Annotated in this window: 13 protein-coding genes; 3 read left to right on the top strand and 10 right to left on the bottom strand. The window is 53.6% G+C overall.

The window, feature by feature from the left end; genetic code table 11:
• Positions 1–5 precede the first annotated feature (5 nt).
• The 8 genes from EDM60_RS25265 to EDM60_RS25220 all read right to left on the bottom strand — a co-directional run bounded on the left by EDM60_RS25265 (position 6) and on the right by EDM60_RS25220 (position 11,830).
• On the bottom strand, positions 6–1,316 hold the full coding sequence (locus EDM60_RS25265; protein WP_122966418.1) for a carbohydrate ABC transporter permease: 1,311 nt from the start codon (positions 1,314–1,316) through the stop codon (positions 6–8).
• 144 nt (positions 1,317–1,460) lie between these two features.
• On the bottom strand, positions 1,461–2,795 hold the full coding sequence (locus tag EDM60_RS25260; RefSeq protein WP_122966417.1) for an ABC transporter substrate-binding protein: 1,335 nt from the start codon (positions 2,793–2,795) through the stop codon (positions 1,461–1,463).
• Positions 2,796–2,859: 64 nt separating this feature from the next.
• Positions 2,860–3,912 carry a Gfo/Idh/MocA family protein gene (locus tag EDM60_RS25255; RefSeq protein WP_122966416.1) on the bottom strand — a complete coding sequence of 351 codons (1,053 nt, stop codon included), beginning with the start codon at positions 3,910–3,912 and terminating at the stop codon, positions 2,860–2,862.
• 15 nt (positions 3,913–3,927) lie between these two features.
• A complete protein-coding gene (locus EDM60_RS25250) occupies positions 3,928–4,896 on the bottom strand; it encodes a sugar phosphate isomerase/epimerase family protein (RefSeq protein WP_122966415.1) in 969 nt (322 codons plus the stop codon).
• Positions 4,897–4,952: 56 nt separating this feature from the next.
• The gene (locus EDM60_RS25245; protein WP_122966414.1) at positions 4,953–5,948 is read right to left on the bottom strand and encodes a LacI family DNA-binding transcriptional regulator; all 996 of its coding nucleotides are present in this window, start codon (positions 5,946–5,948) and stop codon (positions 4,953–4,955) included.
• A 227-nt stretch (positions 5,949–6,175) separates the two neighbouring features.
• Positions 6,176–9,058 (bottom strand): PAS domain S-box protein, encoded by a 2,883-nt coding sequence (locus EDM60_RS28975; RefSeq protein ID WP_174769220.1) that lies wholly within the window; start codon positions 9,056–9,058, stop codon positions 6,176–6,178.
• Between the two features lie 168 nt (positions 9,059–9,226).
• Positions 9,227–10,279, bottom strand: coding sequence for a zinc-dependent alcohol dehydrogenase family protein (locus tag EDM60_RS25225; protein WP_122966413.1), 1,053 nt, complete (start codon positions 10,277–10,279; stop codon positions 9,227–9,229).
• A gap of 48 nt (positions 10,280–10,327) precedes the next feature.
• A complete protein-coding gene (locus tag EDM60_RS25220) occupies positions 10,328–11,830 on the bottom strand; it encodes an aldehyde dehydrogenase family protein (RefSeq protein ID WP_122966412.1) in 1,503 nt (500 codons plus the stop codon).
• 229 nt (positions 11,831–12,059) lie between these two features.
• On the opposite strand from EDM60_RS25220, the gene EDM60_RS25215 reads away from it, so the two are divergent.
• Positions 12,060–13,934 carry a sigma-54-dependent Fis family transcriptional regulator gene (locus EDM60_RS25215; RefSeq protein ID WP_122966411.1) on the top strand — a complete coding sequence of 625 codons (1,875 nt, stop codon included), beginning with the start codon at positions 12,060–12,062 and terminating at the stop codon, positions 13,932–13,934.
• A gap of 135 nt (positions 13,935–14,069) precedes the next feature.
• Here the strand turns inward: EDM60_RS25215 and EDM60_RS25210 are convergent, their stop codons facing one another.
• Both EDM60_RS25210 and EDM60_RS25205 read right to left on the bottom strand, forming a co-directional pair.
• Positions 14,070–15,002, bottom strand: a complete 933-nt coding sequence (locus tag EDM60_RS25210; protein WP_122966518.1) for a response regulator — start codon at positions 15,000–15,002, stop codon at positions 14,070–14,072.
• Positions 14,980–16,308: a sensor histidine kinase gene (locus tag EDM60_RS25205; protein ID WP_122966410.1), complete on the bottom strand. Its 1,329-nt coding sequence runs from the start codon at positions 16,306–16,308 to the stop codon at positions 14,980–14,982. Before EDM60_RS25205 ends, EDM60_RS25210 begins: the two co-directional genes overlap by 23 nt.
• A gap of 253 nt (positions 16,309–16,561) precedes the next feature.
• Here EDM60_RS25205 and EDM60_RS25200 point away from each other — a divergent pair, with 253 nt between their 5' ends.
• The gene (locus EDM60_RS25200; protein WP_122966409.1) at positions 16,562–17,551 is read left to right on the top strand and encodes a glutaminase; all 990 of its coding nucleotides are present in this window, start codon (positions 16,562–16,564) and stop codon (positions 17,549–17,551) included.
• A 26-nt stretch (positions 17,552–17,577) separates the two neighbouring features.
• Entirely contained in the window at positions 17,578–19,005 is a 1,428-nt protein-coding gene (locus EDM60_RS25195; protein ID WP_122966408.1) for an alanine/glycine:cation symporter family protein, read from the top strand.
• Positions 19,006–19,156: the final 151 nt, after the last annotated feature.

Raw genomic sequence — 19,156 nt, 5'->3', positions numbered from 1 at the left:
CCTCCTTATTTTCCGTTTCCCTCACCGAGGAGGTCAGCCCCCAAAATTTTGATGTAGCCGATCGAAATGAGCGCGACGCACAAGAACACAAGGACTGCGAGCGCCGAGCCTTCGCCAAAGCTCATCTGCGCAAACATCGTTTTATAGGCGTAAATCGAGATCGTTTCCGTGGAGTTGGCAGGTCCGCCGCCAGTCAGCGCGTAGATCAGATCGAATACGCGAAACGCATCGAGCGTACGGAACAACAGCGCCACGAGAATCGTCGACTTGAGCATCGGCAGCGTAATGCGGAAAAATTGCTGCATGCGGTTCGCTCCATCGACGGAAGCCGCTTCGTACAAGCTGTGCGGGATGGTCTGCAAGCCGGCGAAGAGCAGCAGAGCCATGAACGGAGTCGTTTTCCAGACGTCCGCCAAAATGACGGAAAACATCGCGCCAGCCTTTGTCGAAAGCAGCACGCCCATATCCGATACCAGCCCCGTCACTTCGAACAGATGAGCCACGATCCCGTTTTGGCCGTCGTACAAAAATTTCCACATCATCGCGGAAATAACGGTCGGGATCGCCCATGGAATCAGCACCGTTGCCCGCACCAGCCCCCGGCCGCGAAACGGACGGTTGATCAGCAGGGCGATGGCTATGCCAAGCACAAGCTCGATGACCACGGAGACGACCGTAAAAAAGAATGTATTATACAAGGCGGCCCACATGCGGCTGTCGGTCAAAAAATGCTGGTAGTAAGCAAAACCTACATAGTTCGGCTCGATGATTGCGGACGTGATCCCGGCCATCACCCCGACGGCTCCTTCCGGCTTCGCCAGCTGTTTGTTTGCCCCCATTTCCAGCAGGGTAGATTCCGTCTGCGCCAAGGTTGTCCGGATCGCGTCTGTCGCTTCCCCTGTCAACGTCACGTATTTGAGTTCGTTCGGAATCGGCTTGAACTCCAGCAGCAACTGGTCGATGGCTTCGTAACGGCTCGCGATCTCGCCTGATTGCTGGAGCGCTTGATTCATTTGCTCGATCTCTTGCCGAATCGCCTCCAGTTTGTCTTTTGCAGGTCCCTGGGCGGCCTCCGCTTCTTTTTTCACATAGCGCAGCAGGTTGGGAAAGGTACTGACGTAGCGCTCCATATCCAGCCCATACGAGGAATGAACTTCGGTCTTTGTCGGGTCATTCAGCCGAATATCGTGCAGACTGATCCAGAATGAGCGCATGACAGGCCAAATCGCGATGATGAGGATAATCAGCAGTGCGGGTAAAATCAGCAAATAGCCCATTTGCTTTTCCGAAAGAGAGCCTTTGTTTTGTCGATTCATCCGTTCACCACCTTCTTTCCTGATTGAAAATCACAAGAGCATCTTCTGCTTGCCGCGGCCCATTCGCTTCCGGAAGAGACAGTCCCCCTCTCCCGGAAGCCGCCTGGACCTGTTGGCGCGTGTCGCTATGTCGCTGGACCCGCGTTACTTTTTCATCAGTTCGTTCATTTTTGCTTCCATGTTTTGTACGGCTTGCTCTGCGGATTGTTGTCCGGCCAGCGCTTTGGACACTTCAATCTGGATGACTTCGGAGATTTTCGGATAGATCGGCGTAGTCGGACGGGACACGGCAGCGCTCACGCCATCGACGAAGTCTTTGTTCGCAAACAGCGGGCTTGCTTTTTGCACATCAGCGTCTTCATACACAGGCAGCAAGGTTGGAGCCAGACCGCCGTGCACGGCCGAAATTTTTTGTCCTTCGGCTCCGGTCATGAACTTGAGGAACTCCCACGATTCTTTCGGATGCTTGCTGAATTTGTTGATGCCGCCCATCCAGCCGCCGAGTGCTGCGGCAGAGCCTGCATCCCCTGCCGGGAGCGGAGCGATCGCCACTTTGTCGACGATTTTCGATTGCGCCTGATCTTGCGCGAGGGCGAACTGATACGGCCAGTTGCGGATGAAGGCCGATTGTCCTTCGAGGAATGCGGTATGCGATTCGGTTTCCATAAAGGTAGTGATGTTGCTTGGGACGATGTCGGATTTGACGATCTCGATCATTTTTTGCAATCCTTTGATCGTCGCGGGGTTGTTGATCGCCACGTTGCCTTGCTCGTCGAGAATTTTTCCGCCGTAGGCAGCGCTAAATTCAACGAAGTTGCACACCAGTCCCTCGTACTGCTTGGCTTGCATCAAGTAGCCGAACTTCGTGCCGCCCTGACCTTTTGTGGCTTTTGCTTGCGCGATCAAGTCATCCCATGTTTTTGGCGGTTCTTTGACCAAATCTTTGCGGTAAAAGAGCAGTCCGGCATCGATGAATTTGGGCATCGTCCATTGCTGACCGCCGAAATTTCCGGCGTCCATCGCGCCTTTGATATATTTGCCCGTCTCGATTCCGTCTTGTTCCATCAAGCGGTCGAGCGGAAGCAGATAGCCTGCCTGGGCAAATTCAGCCGGCCAGATTACATCCAGGTCGAACACGTCGATCTCGGACGATTGCGCGCTGAACATGGTGACGTACTGATCGTGGCTTTGTCCGGTGTCGGATGGCATCTCGCGGATTTCTACCTCGATGTTCGGGTGAGCGTTCTGAAAAGCTTCCACGAGCTTTTTCGTGGAATCGGTGGCGTCTTTGCCGCGAGCGTAGACGAGCTTGACTTTTTCGGCGGCTGGCTGCGGAGTTGGTTCTGTTTTCGGCGCTTCTGGTGATGCAGGTTGTCCTTGTGCGGGTGCGGATTGCTGCGGAGTGGAGGAGCATGCTGCCAGCGAGAGTGCCACGGTCAAGGTAAGTCCCATTGATGTAAGCCTTTTCATAACTTTCATGCCATTAACCCCCTATGCTCTTTTGGTGAATGCTGAAGCCTGCTTTCGCAGGCACTTCAACCGTTTACGAAAAGCGGACAGCCTCCCCGGTGCGAGCCGACTGATAGATCGCTTCAATCAGACGGGTAATGTACAAAGCTTGCTCCGGCGTGCACAGCGCCTCGGCTTTCCCTTCGATGGCATCGAGGAAGTTGGACAAGAGCGCGACTCGTTCCTGACACGGTTTGGGCGATAGCTCAGTCGTTGCCATGACGCCGCCCCATTCGTGGTAAAGAGCGAGCTGCTCATCCAGCAAGCCAAGCGATACGCCCCCTTCTTGCCCGTACAGTTGCAGGAAAACGTTTTCTTTTTCGATGTGCGACGCCCAGCTTGCATCAAGCGTGAGCGAAAAGCCGTTTTCAAACGTAATCATCGCAACCGCCATGTCTTCCACGTCAAACACGCCGTTCTCATCGATCCGGCCCCACTCGGACAGCCCGCGCTTTTTCGGGCCGAACTCTGCGTACGTCTGGCCGAGTACCGACACTGGCTTGGGATGACCAAGCAGCCACAAGGTCAAATCGAGCATATGTACCCCGATGTCAATCAGCGGACCTCCGCCTGCCAATTCTTTTTGCGTAAACCAGCTTCCCCAGCCGGGGATTCCGTTGCGGCGCACCCAGCCTGTTTTCGCGTGGTACACGTTGCCGAACTTCCCTTCATCCAGCCAGCTTTTGATCTGCTTGGCCTGGCTGCGGAAGCGGTTGTTTTGCGCGACCATCAAAATTTTGTCCGCTCGCTTCGCTGCTTCGATCATGGCTTCTGCCTGACCGCTGTTCATCGCCATCGGCTTTTCGCACAGCAGGTGCTTTCCCGCAGCCAATGCATCCAGCGCAGCTTGCGCGTGCAAATAGTTGGGCACGCAGACGATGACAGCGTCCAGTGCCGCTTCGGACAGCATCTGGCGGTAATCGGAAAAGACGTGCGGGATTTCGTACTGCTCAGCCTTTTCTGCGGCTGTTTCTTTCGACACATCTGCAATGGCAACGATCTCAGCTCTCGGCTCGCCTTTGGCTGCTTCCAGATGCGCCAGGGCAATACCGCCTGCTCCTATCAATCCGATCTTGCATGTGCTCATACAAGCTCCCTCCTTTTACACCCACCACATATTTTTGAGCGGCTCGCGCAAAATCACCTGCTGCAAGTTTTGTACGGCGCGCTGGAAGCCTTCCTCGATCGACATGATGGCATCCTCGTGCTCGATGCTGATGACGTAATCGTATCCGCTCATGCGCAAGGCGCTCATCATGTCTGCCCACGTCTTCTGGTCGTGTCCGTAGCCGACTGTGCGGAAGTACCAGGCCCGCTCATTCAGATTCGCATAGGAGTTCATGTCCAACAGGCCGTACATGTTCACTTTTTCCTGATCGATAAAAGTGTCTTTGGCATGGAAATGGTAAATCGCTTGTTCTTTGCCCAATATTTTGATCGCCGCCACCGGATCGATGCCTTGCCACCACATATGGCTCGGATCAAAATTGGCTCCAATCGCCTCTCCCACCTGTTCGCGCAGCTTCAGCAGCGTCCCGGGCGTGTGGACGAGAAAGCCTCCGTGCAGCTCCAGCGCGACCTTTACCTGGTGATCGTGGGCGTATTGGCCCCATTCCTTCCAGTACGGCACCAGCTTTTCGTTCCACTGCCAGTTCAGCACATCCCGATATTCGTTCGGCCAAGGGGCAACAGGCCAGTTCGGATACTTCGCGCCCTCATGATCGCCTGCCGTGCCGGAAAAGCAGTTGACGACAGGGACTTCGAGCTGTTCGGCCAGTTGCACCGTTTTGACGAACGTCTCATGCGATTGCTGGGCAAATTCTTTGTCTGGCGACAGCGGGTTGCCGTGGCAGCTCAATGCGCTGATGACCAGCCCGCGTTCTTCTACGGCCTTTCGGTACGCCTCGCGCTTCCCTGCACTTTCCAAAAGCTCATCCAGCTGGCAGTGCGCATTGCCTGGATAGCAACCTGTCCCGATTTCGACTGCCTCCAATCCTGCCTCTTTCACATGGTCGAGCATTTCCTCGAACGATTTGTCGCTGAACAACACAGTAAACACGCCGAGCTTCATGCGTTTCCCTCCTTTTTCGAGCCAAGCTCTCTGTTTGGATCACATCTATGGGCCATTCATGGTGTACGCTCGTAAATCACGCTTACACTTTGCCGGACGACGAGGTGGTGTGGAACGATGCTCATCCTCTCCACCGGCTCGTTTCTGATTTGCTTGAGCAATTGCTCCGCGGCAGCCTTCCCGTACATAAACGGGTCGTTGTGAACGGTAGTCAGCATCGGTCTGGTAAAGGAGGCCAGCTCCAGATTGTCAAAGCCCATGACCGAAATGTCTTCCGGGACGCGAATCCCGTGATCGTGCAAGTAATTGAGCACCCCGACGGCCATCAGGTCTGTCGCTACAAACACCGCCGTGGGACGCACCTTCTCCTCGCAGATGCGGCGCATCGCTTCATAGCCGCTTTTGGCAGTGAAATCCCCTTCGACGACAAAGCCTTCATGAATCGGCAAATCGTGTGCGCGCATCGCTTTGCGGTACCCTCCCATGCGATCCAGTCCGCACGGCGGGTCCCACAAAGGCCCGGAGACACAGGCAATTTTTTGATGGCCCTGCGAGATGAGATAAGCGGTCGCATCGTACGCAGCCTGTACGTTGTTGACGTTGACCGTGGGAATTTGGTAGCCGGGCAAATCATGGCCGGTTACGACCGTCGGCACTTGCATGTCGAGCAGCGTCTGGAAGTTGCTCTCCAAAAAATGCACGCTCGCGATGATGACGCCATCCAGCTGCTTTTCTTTGAACAGCCGCAAATACTTCAGCTCTTTGTCCACGATCTCGTCGGAAATAGCCAAAAACATGCTGTAGTCGTCCTCGCTAAGCACGCTGTCGATGCCGTAGGTGAGGTTGGAGTAAAAGTTGTTGTTGATGTCGGGGATCATAACTCCAATGATGCGGGTTTCCTTGCTGACGAGGCTTCTGGCTATCGCATTCGGTTGAAAGCCCGTCTCCTGGACGATCCGCAGGACTCTTTCCCGCAGCTCCGGTCTGACTGGCTTGGAGTTGTTCAGGACACGCGAGACAGTGGCGATAGAAACGTTGGCGAGTTGGGCGATGTCTTTTATCGTGACAGAAATGGTTTCTCACTCACTTTCTCTCATTTCGGGTAAACGTTTTCCTAAACAAAAATTAACATCCTGTATCATCTTTGTCAATATTCTGTCTTTTTACTTTTTTCGCATGTTTTCTGCTGGTTTTTGTCGAAAAAACGGTTCTATTCACGCCGCTGCCCGCACCAAAAAACCCAGAGGCATCTCTTCTCCCCCGGGCTTTACACAAACGCTCATTCAAGAGGTTCACACACAGGCAAATGAATCTCCACCGTCGTCCCCTTGTTTCGCTGGCTATTAATTTTCATCGTTCCTTGGTGGGCTTGAATAATTTTGTAGCTAATCATCAGGCCAAGACCTGTGCCCTTTTCCTTGGTCGTATAAAAAGGTTCCCCAAGCTTCGGTATTCGCTCCTCGGCTATTCCCTCTCCCTGATCCAAAATCCGAATCGACAGAGCTTCTCCCTGCTGCTTGAGCTGAATAGTGATCTGCCCGCCATACGGCATGGCCTCGATCGCATTTTTTAAAATATTAATAAAGACCTGTTTTAACTGATTTTCCTCGCAATTGACCATCGTGGCGACCGGGTCAATCTCCAGCACAATCTGGACATTGTTTAAGATCGCTTCGGTCTGCAAAAGCTCTACCACCTGATGCAGCAAAGGCGGCAGATTGCGCGGCGTAAAATGGATGACCTGCGGCTTGGCGAGCACCAAAAACTCGTTGACAACTGATTGAATCCGATCCAGCTCTGACAAGATCGTTTGAAAATACTCCTGCTTGTAATGGCCTTCCTGAATAAATTGAATGAAACCGCGAATGGAAGTCAGCGGATTGCGGATTTCGTGCGCGACTCCCGCAGCCAATTGACCGACGACAGACAGTTTTTCCGACTTGCGCAACAGCTCTTCTGTCTTTTTCAGCTCCGTAATGTCCCGGCTGATCACGACCAAGCCCGTGCGCTTGCCCTCCGGGTCGAATAGCGGAATTTTACTCACATCAAAAATTCGCACATCGCCGTAGTCCAGGTAAACGACCTCTTCCAGCCGGACGGGCTTGCCTTCTTCCCATGCCCGCTTGTCCGATTCGGCGCATTGCAGCAATGCCTCGCGATAATCCGGGGAAAGCAGAGCCAGCTCCCCGTCCGTTTTTCCCTGATACGGCACGTTCTCCAGGCGGAACACGCGCAAGCAGCAATCGTTCGCCTCGATCCAGCGGCCTTCGCTGTCTTTGAAGCAGACGGAATCCGGCATGGCGTTGATCAGCGTTCGCAGTTGCTTTTCGTTTTCAATCAAGGCCGCTTCCATCCGCTTATGCTCGGTTATGTCCCGTTGAATCGCCACGAAGGCGATGAGGTTCCCTTCTGAATCAGACAGCGGCGAGATGAAGGTGCTGACATCGAGCAGCGTCCCGTCTTTTCGCTGACGCAGCGCCTCATACGATGTCACGTGGCGATTTCGGACAATTTCCTGTTGCAGCAGCTGGAAATCCGCTTGCAAAAAGTCAGGGATCGTCGGCAGCTCGGCCCCGATGACTTCCTGTTCACTCCAGCCAAACATCTGCTCGAACGCCCGGTTGACTTTAACGATATGGAAGCCGACGTCGAGCACAACGACCGAATCGTCCGTATTGCGCAGGTACACATCAAGCTGTTCCTTCGTCGAACGCAAATCCGCCTCGATCTGCTTGTGGCGAGTCATGTCTTTGGCGATGGCGTAGAAGCCGCTGATCTCGTTGTCTACATACATCGGGAAGTTGTTGATGCTGACGTCGATGCTGTGTCCATTTTTATGTTTGACAGCGATTTCAAACTCCTGCGGTCGTCCCATTCCTTCCAGGCTGAACGGATGGAGCTTTTTTTCGGCGCAATCCAGCAAGATTAGTTGGATAATGTTGCTCGCTTGCAGTTCTTCTGCGGTATAGCCGATCAATCTCTCGGCGGCCGGATTGGCCTCCAGTATGTTCCCTTGCAAGTCGTAACAGATGATCGCCGAAGGGTTGTCTTCGAACAGCGAACGGTAAAATCGCTCGCTGCGGATAAACGGTTTCGCCGTTTCGGCAAAGTCGGGTGCCAACGGCTCGCGTGCGGAGCCATCTGCCCCTCCGCTCCCTGCAAAAACAGGCTGCGCCGCCGTCGCTTCCCGCACGCCGTACTCGTCGTTCGGGGGAATTGCGTACACGACAGAGCCGATCGGCCTGCCGCCATATATATACGGAATAAGTTCAAAGCGCCATATTCCCCTCACATGTTCGGCCTCCCATTGCATTTTCGAGATAATGGCAAAAGCGGAAGGAGGCGCCCCGATCAAATTTTGCTGGCGATCAACCCACCCTTGCTCGTACAGGATACTGGACGCATTAATGACCTTCCCGCCGCGATCGAGTACCAGAAAAGGACTCGTCACAGCCGAAGAGACGAGAAGCGAGAAACGCTCTGTCAAGCGGAACCTCTCCTGTTCCAGTTGACCGCGCAAATATTTTTCCACGATTTGCTTTGCCGAGGTAACAGCTGACAAAGAGTGCGGGTGGTTGACCCTCCACAAGCCTGTCAAATTGAACACGCCAATCATTTGCTGTGTGACAGGATCGCGAACAGGCGCGGCGGAGCACGTCCATTTTTGCACCTCCTGGCAAAAATGTTCGCCAGCAAACACCTGTACCGGTCGCCCCGTCACGAGCGAAGTTCCGATGGCGTTCGTCCCTGCCCGATGCTCCGCCCAGGAGGAGCCGACGACAAAATTCATGTCTTCTGCTTTCAGCATCAGCGACAAGTCACCGTCCAAATGCACGATGTCTCCTGCGGCATTGCAGAAGGTGACCAAATGGCCCGAGTCGAGCGAAGCGTCTTTCATTTTCAGCAAAAGCGGCTTGAGAATATGCTGGAGCGTATCCTCTTCCCAGTACGCCTCGATTTGCGCCCGGGACAGGCTGACCGTCGTTCTCGTGCGCAGAGGATGGATATTTTGCTCCTGACAGCGCTGCCAGGATTCGTACATCAGCGGTCGAATGGCCGGTTTTTCGTTCACTCCAGAAACAAATCGTTCCCACTCCTGTTCCAGTTTGACTCTTTCTTGTGAAAGATTCGCATATCTATCCAGAGCTATCCGCTGACTCATGATCTCCATCCTCCAGATATAAAAGTGAGGGAACAACAATTCGGATAAATATTTCGACAATTACCCCAATTTTCCTTTTTATGAAACATTTTTTAAGCACACTGGCCCCCAGAAAAAATGAACCAGTGTGTCTCTCGTCCTACTCAGAGACGCACTGGTTCATCTGTTCTATCTGAATTTCGTAATCACATTAAAGCCGAATGTGTTGTAGTTCGTCATGTCTTCCAAAATGCCCGACACGTCATCGAGAGCGACTTCCTTGGACACGAGCGAAGACGGATTCAGCTTGCCTTGGGCGATCAGCGTAAGCAATCCTTCGTAAGCCGCATGCGGATTGCCGATGCTGCCGACGATCTCCAGTTCCATCGCGGTGATCGCATCGATCGGCAATCCGACCATGCCGCCCTCTTCCTTGGTAGTCAAGCCAATCTGCACGTGCCTGCCGCCTTTTCTCAGGCTCAACACCGAATTGAGAATCGTATCGCGGATGCCAAGTGCATCGATGGAGGCGTGCGCTCCGCCCTTCGTAATTTCCTTGACTGCCTCGACGACATTTTCTTTTCTGGCGTTAATGACGGCAACGGCGCCTTCTTCTTTTGCCTTGGCCAGCTTGGCGTCATCGACGTCTACAGCGATGACCATCGCGCCGACTGCGCTCGCCACCTGAACCGAGGACAATCCGACTCCTCCGGCACCGTGCACAGCCAGCCAGTTACCCGGCTGTACGTTTCCGCGTATGACGCCGTGATAGCCTGTCATGTAACGGCAACCGATCGCCGCTGCTGTCAGCGAGTCTACCTCGTCTGGCAGGCGAATCAGATTGAAGTCGCCGTTTGGCACGCGGACGTATTCGGCGTAGGCGCCATCGTAGCTGAAGCCGAAAATCGCCAAGTTGTCGCAACGGTTGGAATGGCCGGAGAGGCAATTGGCGCAATGTGAGCACCCTTCATGAAAAGGCGTGGTCACGCGATCGCCCGGACGGAAATTTTTCACCTCTTTGCCGACTGCCTCGACGACACCTCCCAACTCATGCCCCGGAATGATCGGCAGCTGCGGACTGAGTCCGATCCAGTCCCAATCTCCCATCCAGGCGTGCCAGTCGCTTCGGCAAACGCCGCACGCTTCGACCCGGACGATCACGTCTTTCGGACCTGGTGTCGGATCGGGCACCTCTCCAATACGCAAAGGTTTACGCTGCTCCAAAATTTGCGCCGCTCTCATGCTTGATTCCCCCTTGTTTTCTCTGTTTTTTGCTTTTTTGCCCACGTCTTAATCGAGGTTGACCCAGACCGCCTTCACCTGCGTATACAAATCCAGGGCGTACGAGCCCATCTCCCGGCCGTATCCGGATTGCTTGTAGCCGCCAAACGGTACAGCAGCGTCGAGCGCATTGTAGCAGTTGACCCAGACAGTGCCTGCTTCCAAGGCATGCGCGACTTTGTGCGCTTTGCGCAGATCGGTCGTCCACACCCCTGCTGCCAGCCCGTATTCCGTATCATTCGCCCGCCGGATGACATCTGCGACTTGCTCCTCGTCGTCAAAAGGCATCGCTGCGACAACCGGGCCAAAAATTTCTTCCCGGGCAATCGTCATGCGCTCATTGACATCGGCAAAAATCGTAGGCGGAACGAAATAGCCCGGCCCTTCCAACGGTGCGCCGCCTGTCAATGAAGTCGCGCCTTCCTCGTGCCCTTTTTGCAAGTAGCCTGTCACCCGCTCAAATTGCTCGCTCGATACGAGCGGCCCGATCTCTGTCGACTCGTCCAGGCCGTTGCCTTGCTTCATTTTGGCCGCATAGCTCGTCATGTCAGCCAAAACGTTGTCGTACACTTTTTTATGAACAAACAAGCGCGAGCCTGCGCAGCACACTTGGCCTTGATTGAAGAAAATGCCCATCAACGCGCCAGGAATCGCTCTGGAAAAATCGGCGTCCGGGAAAATAATGTTCGGCGATTTGCCGCCCAGCTCCAGCGACACGCGCTTCAAATTGCCCGCCGCTTGTTGCATGATCAGCTTGCCGACCTCCGTCGATCCGGTAAAAGCCACTTTGCGAATGCGCGGATGGTTCGTAATCGCCGCGCCTGCTGTCGGCCCGTAGCCTGTAATAATGTTGACGACGCCATCGGGGAATCCCGCTTGCTGGATCAATTCCGCCAAATAGATCGCGGACAGTGGCGTTTGCTCGGCGCTTTTCAAAATCACGACGTTGCCTGTAGCGAGTGCCGCGCCTAGCTTCCACGCAGCCAACAAGAGCGGGAAGTTCCACGGAATGATCTGCCCGACCACGCCAATCGGCTCGCGGCGCGTGTAAGTCAGCATGTTGCGCCCGGCAGAATTGTTGATCACTTCGCCAGCCAGCTTCGTCGACCAGCCTGCATAGTAGCGGAAGTGATCAATCGCCAATGCTACGTCAGCGAAACGGGCGTGGGTGATCGGCTTGCCGTTGTCGATCGTCTCCAGCTGCGCGAGCGCCTCTGCATGCTCTTCCATCAAATCAGCCAGCTTCCAGAGCATCCGCCCGCGTTCGCTAGGCGTCACCTTGGCCCAATCTGTCGCAAAAGCTTTTTCTGCGGCTTGCACCGCGAGATCGACATCGATCGCATCGGCTTCATAAACAGACGTAATCGCTTCACCAGTAGCCGGATCAATCGTGTCAAACGTTTTTCCCGATGCTGACGCTACAAACTCCCCACCAATGAACAGCTTTTTCGGACCGCCTGCCAAGAAAGCTTCGACACGCGGGTCCAATGTGATTTTTGCCGTTTGCGCCACGTAAGCCCCTCCTCATTTTCGCTTATGTGCATTCGTCCCTTACTAGAAGCATGTTTTGTGCCAAATAGAAAACGCTTACAAACAGCGGCTTTTCTATGAATCTAGCAATCTTGCTTTGGAACAGTTGCTCCATTTTTGCGATACAATTGCTCCATTGCCCATTGTAGTTTGAAAATTGTGGTAATATAGAAAGGAAGGTCTTATTTTCTCTGTTAGAGGGGGAAATCGTTTGCTGGAACCCACCAATGCGTTGCTGAAAAAGTCGTGGGAGCGAAGCCGGATCAATGGGGTTAATGCGTTGACAGCAAAGGATGCCATACTGGAAGAAACCCAGTTTCGGCAATACAGGGAACAAAAAGAAGAGTTTATGAGAACGATGGACCCAACCATGGAGCGATTGGCTTATTGGCTGAAAAGCTCCTACTCGATCGTCGCCCTCTGCGATACGTCGGGCTACATCCTGGAGAGCAAAGGCGATCCTGTCTTCCTCAAGGACACGGAAAAAATCCAGGTCCATCACGGCGCCTGCTGGTCTGAGCAGGTGCGCGGAACCAACTCGGCGGGGACAGTCATTGTGGAACAAAAACCGCTGGCGGTCGTCGGAAAAGACCACTACCTTGACTCCAACCATATGTTGTATTGCGCCGCCTCCCCGATTTTCGGACCGCAGGGCGAGCTGGTAGCTGTGCTCGATATTAGCGGACATGCGGCGATGTACCACCCTTCCTTACTGGGCATGGTCGATGTGATGGCGCGCAAAGTGGAAGATTGGCTGCTCATCCATCGTCCCGATCGGCAGATGGTCATCTCGCTCTATCCGGAGAAAAACGCCAAGCACCACGCGCTGCTGGCCGTCAATCAGGACGGAATCGTCACGGGCGGCAACCGCGAAGCGCACCAACTGCTGCGCGGAAACAGACAGCGGCTGGGACAGGTGCATGTGACAGAGCTAGTAGCAGACATCGAGTCTTTGCTAGGCAGGCAAAAAGACATTTCCACTCCCCGTTCCCTCCCCTTGCTCACAAAAGGGGGCGGAGAACATCACTGGCAGGCTTCCGTTCTGCTTGATACGCGTCCACCGCAGATCGCCGCAAGCCCTCCATCCTCCAAACCGAAGGCGAGGCCGCTCCGGGCAAATCGGACAGGTCTCACCTCTTTTGATGACTTATACGGCACAGACGATGCCTTTCTCGCGGCCATTCGGCTTGCCAAGCGGGCAGCCAAAACGGAATATACGGTTATGCTGTTTGGCGAAAGCGGCTCAGGCAAAGACGTCGTCAGCCAGGCGATTCATCTGGCAAGCGAGCGTGCGGACAAGCCTTTTGTCGCGATCAACTGCGGGGCGATTCCGAAAAGTTTGCTAGAAAGCGAGCTGTTCGGCTACGAGCCGGGAGCGTTTACCGGAGCCAAACAGACCGGACAGCCGGGAAAATTCGAACAAGCTCACCAAGGGACACTGTTCCTCGACGAAATAGCCGAGATGCCGTCCGAGATGCAAGTGGCGCTTTTGCGCGTGCTGCAAGATTTCACCGTCTATCGGGTAGGCGGAACGAAGCCGATTCACGTCGATGTGCGGATCATTACGGCTACGCACACCGATTTGTGGCAAAAAGTGCAGGAAGGCAGCTTCCGCGCTGACTTGTTTTACCGACTGCAAGGCGTTCAGGTCACACTGCCGCCGTTGCGGGAGCGTGCAGATCGGCTACAGCTCGCCCAGTTGCTGCTGCACGGCATCGAAGCCCAGTTGGGCACAGGGCCGCTTGCGCTTGGAACCAGTGCCAAAAAGCTGATCGAGAGCTACAGTTGGCCGGGAAACGTGCGTCAGCTTGCGGCCGCCCTGCGCGAAGCGGCTTTTCTGTCGGAGGGAGGCAAAATTGAGCGGGAGCGCTTCCCTGCCTACATTTTGTCCAGCTTTTCTGCCAAGCCCGCCGAGGGACAAATAAGCGATGCTCAAAAAGAACGAACCCAATCTGGCAAGAGCGACATGGTCGACGTATTTTTGCAGACGGGCGGCAACATCTCCGAGACGGCGCGCATTCTCGGAATTGGCAGAAATACCGTCTACCGCAAGCTGAAAAAGCTGATGGAAAAGGACGGGACGTAAGAGTCAGTCGAGACGGGAGTCCGCGTGTCCGGTTGTCCGACAGCAAAAAGCCCTGATCGAGTGGTCAGGGCTTTTTGCGTGACATGTCACGGCAAGTACGGCTTCTTGTGCCGTCGCTTTGCGTCTTTACGCTTGCTATGCTTCTGCCTGGATTCGTTTGGCTTCGGCATAAAGAACTTGAATAAATTTTTTCATGTTGATGCGAATGTCCGAAGCAGTGGCCGTTTTATTTTTCAGCTCGGCCATTTTTTTCCACACAAACGTAAAATCGAAAAACTGGGAAGCGTAATTTTCAAATTTCCAGTTCGACAGATCGGACAAGCCTAGCGATGCCAAATGATTCAAGGACTGATAGATCGCTCTTCTGACCCGCTGCTCGGACGCTTTGACGACTTTCATGACTTGTGTTTCATCCGCGGCAGTTCCCAGTCTGGCTTGGGCAACCGCGACAAAAATTTCTTTGAGCGCTGGAAAGCCGCTTTTCAGCGTATGCTTCTGCTCCCATTCGTTCAAGTAGTCGAGAATGTCAAGCAAATCGTTGCTGCCGTTCTCTCCGGCAATCCCCAGCTCGGACAAAAGGAATTGCCCCGCCTCGCGCAACTGTTTGCCGCTTTTGCTCGCCCGGTTCTGGCTGCCAAGCCCTTGATCCAGTTGCAAGACCGAATGCAGCGATTTTTGGATATCCTGAATCGATTTTTCCAGCCGGATTTTTTCGATGACTTTTTGCAATATCGTCACCACTTCGATCCGGTTGACTGGCTTAATAATGTAGTATTCGCTGCCGAGCGAGTAAGCCTGGGCGATCAAATCTTTTGACTCCATCTGCGAGATCATCACGATCTTGCCCTTGAAGACAGGCCGAATTTGGCGAATCGTTTCAATCCCGTCGCGCTCGGGCATGAGCAGATCAATCAGGACGATGTCGACATGTTTCATCGTCAGCATATGACCGTCAACGAGCGCTCCGTCCTCGGCCTCGCCGACCACTTCCCCCAAGTTCTCATCCTCGATAATTTCTGTCAGCATCAGGCGCACAGCTTCATCGTCATCGATTAAGTAAAAGTGCATCGTCTCCCTCTTTCTCCCTCACAAGATTGATCGGCAAGCGGATGACAAATTCCGTTCCTTTTCCCGCTGCGCCGTCTCCGACAACCAGCTCCCCTTGTAGCTCGTCCACCATCTCTTTTACATAAGAAAGACCGATTCCCGTAGAAGGTGCTCCTTTGTCGTCGTATTTGGTCGTGAATCCGGGCTTGAACAGGAGCTTTTTGCGCCTGGGCGGCACACCCGGACCGTCGTCGGCAATTTTGATCTCGACAAACTCTTTGTCCCGGTTCACCTGGATCAAGATGCTCCCCGTCTTCTGGATCGCCTCGACGGCATTGGCTACGATGTTGTTGATCAACGACATCAAGGTAAACACGTGATAGGGCGGGTGTTCTCCAGAAATCAGGCAAGTAAACTCGATGTTTTTCCCGAGCAGGCTCGCGTACTTCCGCTGGGAGCGCACGATAATGTCTGCCAACTGATGAATATCCATAAAATCCGTCCGATTTTCGTGGGTAATCAGTTTTTGCAGCCCGGCAAAAATTCGCTGGTTGTCTTTTTTGATTTCATGCACTTCTCCTGCAATAATCAGCGCCTGTCGCGCAAACGAGTCGACGGAAGCTTGTTCAAGCCCGTCTTTTTGCGCTTGCAGGCGCTGGTACAGCTCGAACGACTTGACCGTGATGTTCTCCGCATTTTGCAGCGTCTTTTTCAGATGAATCGACTCTTCGTACAGATTGGAAATGAGCATCAACATATGCTCGTGCTGCGCGCGGGTCTGTTTTTCCCGGGCTTGCGTCTCGTACAGTCGGATCATATTCAGAAAGCTGAGCACGACGAAGCTGTGCGAGAGCGCAATCACGAACATCTCTTGCAGCGAACTCCAGGTCACGACGATGTGAAACAGCACATACTGCGATAGCAGCTCGACCAGATCGGCTACGACCTCAATGACCATCCCGATTCCGCCGATGATCAATGTCCGCTCGCGGAACCGCTCCATTCGGATCACATAAAAAAGCAGCGAATACGAAAAGTAGAAAAAAAAGCTCGAATAGTGCTCTTGCATCGAAGCAGCCAAATGAAACGGGCTGTGCGTGTACGAGTCGAGCAGCAAGCGAAAGCCGACGACAGACAGTCCGGTCAAAAACCCGGGCAACACCGCCGGAAGCCGCTGGAACAAAAGCAAGAAGAAGAAAAAGGTCGGCGCGCCAAAGCTGATCCGAAACGTCTCGTTGACCGGATAAAATTTCAGTTCGCCTGCCAGCGGAACCGTGATCAGCATGAGTGCCAGGATGTAGCCATCCTTTTTTAATGGGGAATGCATGCGCCACTTCCCCCTCCCTGTTGGATTGCTGTAGGGTTTGTCACTTTTTTCCCCTTACTATTCTTATCCATAAAACACGTAAACGACAAGTATAGAAAAAATATTTATATAAATGCGTGAAAGCTTTTGTTGGTTTTTGTTTGATTTTGTAGGTTGGTTTTAAAGTGTTCAATATACGATTTTTGCGTGGCGTGGAAGCGCTTTCGCTCCTTGACAAACAGGCTTACAGTACAGGATTTGGGGGGAACGGGGTTTGTTTCAAACAGCAACATCGGCAAACAAATGGGAAGCACAGCAGGTGACAGAACATCTGCAACGGTGGGTCGCCTACCATCGCGAGCAAGCTTCAGAGGGTGCATGCGCCAGTTACATTCCCGCTTTGCGGCGAGCAGACCCGACACAGCTCGGCATTTGCATGGTCGGCCCTTCCGGAAACAAAGTGACGGCTGGTGACTGGGAAGTTCCTTTCACCATGCAGAGCATTTCCAAGGTCGTCAGCTTTATCGCAGCCTGCTGCCACCACGGCATGGCTTACGTGCTCGATCGCGTGGACGTGGAACCGACGGGAGATGCGTTCAACTCGATTATCCGTCTGGAGATGCACAAGCCAGGCAAGCCGTTCAACCCGATGATCAATGCGGGCGCCATTACCGTCTCCTCGCTTTTGCCAGGAAGTACGCCGGAACAAAAACTGCACTATTTATACGCAATTTTCCAAAAGATTACAGATTCGGCTCCTGTCATTAACGAGGAAGTGTTCGTCTCGGAGTGGATGCATTCACACCGAAACCGTGCGCTGGCGCATTACCTGAAAGACACAGGGTATCTGGATTGCGAAGTCGAGGAAGCGCTGGAAGTGTATTTAAAACAGTGCTCCATTCAGGTCAATACGGAGCAGATCGCGCTGATCGGCCTGGTTTTGGCGCTGGACGGCTATCACCCGTTGCGCGGCGAGCAAGTTTTGCCCAAAGAAGTCGTGCGCTTGGCAAAAGCGTTGATGCTCACTTGCGGCATGTACGACGCTTCCGGCAAATTTGCTGCCTATGTGGGACTTCCGGCCAAAAGCGGCGTGTCTGGCGGAATTATGACACTCGTTCCTCCCAACCTGAGATCACAATCCCCTTTTCCCGGCGGCTGCGGCATCGGCATTTTTGGCCCGGCCATCGACTCATGCGGAAACAGCGTGGCAGGTGTATCCCTGTTGAAGCAGATCGTGCATGAGTGGGATATCAGCATTTTTTAATCCATCTATCCAATCGAGGTGACAACATGCAACAATTTCTGTTAGATGTAACAGCGTCCATCAACGATTTTTTCTGGTCTTATGTTCTGATCGTCATGCTGGTTGTGCTTGGTCTGTTCTTCTCGTTCAAAGGCCGTTTCCTGCAAGTCCGCATGATCAAAGACATGCTCCAAGCGATTCGCGAAGGGAAAAAAGGGTCTGCCGACAGCATCTCTCCTTTCCAAGCTTTCTGTATCAGTATGGCCGCGCGTGTCGGTACCGGAAACATTACGGGAATCGCCATCGCTGTAGCGCTCGGTGGTCCTGGCGCGGTTTTCTGGATGTGGGTCATTGCGATCATCGGTTCTGCCTCTGCCTTCGTGGAAAGCACGCTGGCGCAAGTGTATAAAATCAAGGACAAAGACGGTTTCCGCGGCGGTCCTGCCTACTACATGGAAAAAGGACTGAACAAGCGGTGGATGGGTGCCCTGTTTGCGGTATTGATCACCTTGTCTTTCGGTCTGGTGTTCAACGCGGTGCAGTCCAACACGATTACGCTCGCTTTTGAAAACTCGTTCGGAACAGATCGGCTGACGATCGGCCTGATCATGACCATCGCCTTTGCTGCGATCATTTTCGGCGGAGTGAAGCGCATCGCGAAAATGTCCGAGTATATCGTCATCGTGCTTGCGATTTTGTACATTGGCGTTGCCCTGTTTATCGTCATGATGAACATTACGAAAATGCCGGAAATGATTGCCCTGATTGTGAAAAGTGCCTTTGGCCTGGAGCAGGTTGCTGGCGGTACGCTGGGAGCTGCGCTCATGCACGGGGTCAAACGCGGTTTGTTCTCCAACGAAGCAGGTATGGGTAGCGCACCGAACGCCGCAGCTACGGCTACGACGAGCCATCCTGTCAAGCAAGGTCTGATTCAGGCGTTCGGCGTTCTGACAGACACGCTGATCATTTGCACAAGCACGGCTTTCATCATCTTGCTTTCCGGCGCGTACAAGCAGTCCGATCTGAGCGGCATCGAGCTTTCCCAAGCGGCTCTGTCCATCCACCTCGGCGATTGGGCGTCGGCTACTCTCGCTGTCATGGTCTTCCTGTTCGCTTTCAGTACGTTGATCGGGAACTACTACTACGGTGAAACGAACATCGAGTTTTTGAAAACGAGCAAATTGTGGCTCATGCTCTATCGTGTCAGCGTATTGGCAATGGTTTTGTTCGGAGCGGTCGCCAAAGTGCAACTCGTTTGGGACTTGGCTGACTTGTTCATGGGGCTGATGGTCGTGGTCAACCTGATTGCGATTTTCATGCTCTCCAAAGTCGCCTTTGCCGCCTTGCGCGATTATCAGGAACAGAAAAAAGCAGGCAAAGACCCTGTGTTCTACAAAGACAGCATCCCTGGTCTGGAAAATGCGGACGCATGGGAAGCCGCTCCTGTTGCTAAGAAAAACGAGCACGCGAGCTAACCACTTTTCCGTTTTCCACTAACAAAAAGAAGCCTGATCATGTGACAGGCTTCTTTTTCATGTTTCTCGTTCAAGCTTTGTATCCGCTCAGGCAAATCCACCAAACGGGGACAACCAACTCTCCCTCTGATTCGTCCGCATGCCATGTCGT

The sequence above is a fragment of the Brevibacillus parabrevis genome (genome assembly GCF_003710905.1).
GTDB lineage: Bacteria > Bacillota > Bacilli > Brevibacillales > Brevibacillaceae > Brevibacillus > Brevibacillus parabrevis.
Note: the sequence above shows the minus strand (reverse complement) of the source record. Positions and strands in the feature narration are given on the sequence as shown.

Bases quoted from the DNA above. Each gene is read 5' to 3' on its own strand.
- EDM60_RS28975 (WP_174769220.1), bottom strand. From the start codon at position 9,058: ATGAGTCAGCGGATAGCTCTGGATAGATATGCGAATCTTTCACAAGAA.
- EDM60_RS25250 (WP_122966415.1), bottom strand. From the start codon at position 4,896: ATGAAGCTCGGCGTGTTTACTGTGTTGTTCAGCGACAAATCGTTCGAG.
- EDM60_RS25255 (WP_122966416.1), bottom strand. From the start codon at position 3,912: ATGAGCACATGCAAGATCGGATTGATAGGAGCAGGCGGTATTGCCCTG.
- EDM60_RS25225 (WP_122966413.1), bottom strand. From the start codon at position 10,279: ATGAGAGCGGCGCAAATTTTGGAGCAGCGTAAACCTTTGCGTATTGGA.
- EDM60_RS25265 (WP_122966418.1), bottom strand. From the start codon at position 1,316: ATGAATCGACAAAACAAAGGCTCTCTTTCGGAAAAGCAAATGGGCTAT.
- EDM60_RS25205 (WP_122966410.1), bottom strand. From the start codon at position 16,308: ATGCATTCCCCATTAAAAAAGGATGGCTACATCCTGGCACTCATGCTG.
- EDM60_RS25195 (WP_122966408.1), top strand. From the start codon at position 17,578: ATGCAACAATTTCTGTTAGATGTAACAGCGTCCATCAACGATTTTTTC.
- EDM60_RS25260 (WP_122966417.1), bottom strand. From the start codon at position 2,795: ATGAAAGTTATGAAAAGGCTTACATCAATGGGACTTACCTTGACCGTG.
- EDM60_RS25210 (WP_122966518.1), bottom strand. From the start codon at position 15,002: ATGCACTTTTACTTAATCGATGACGATGAAGCTGTGCGCCTGATGCTG.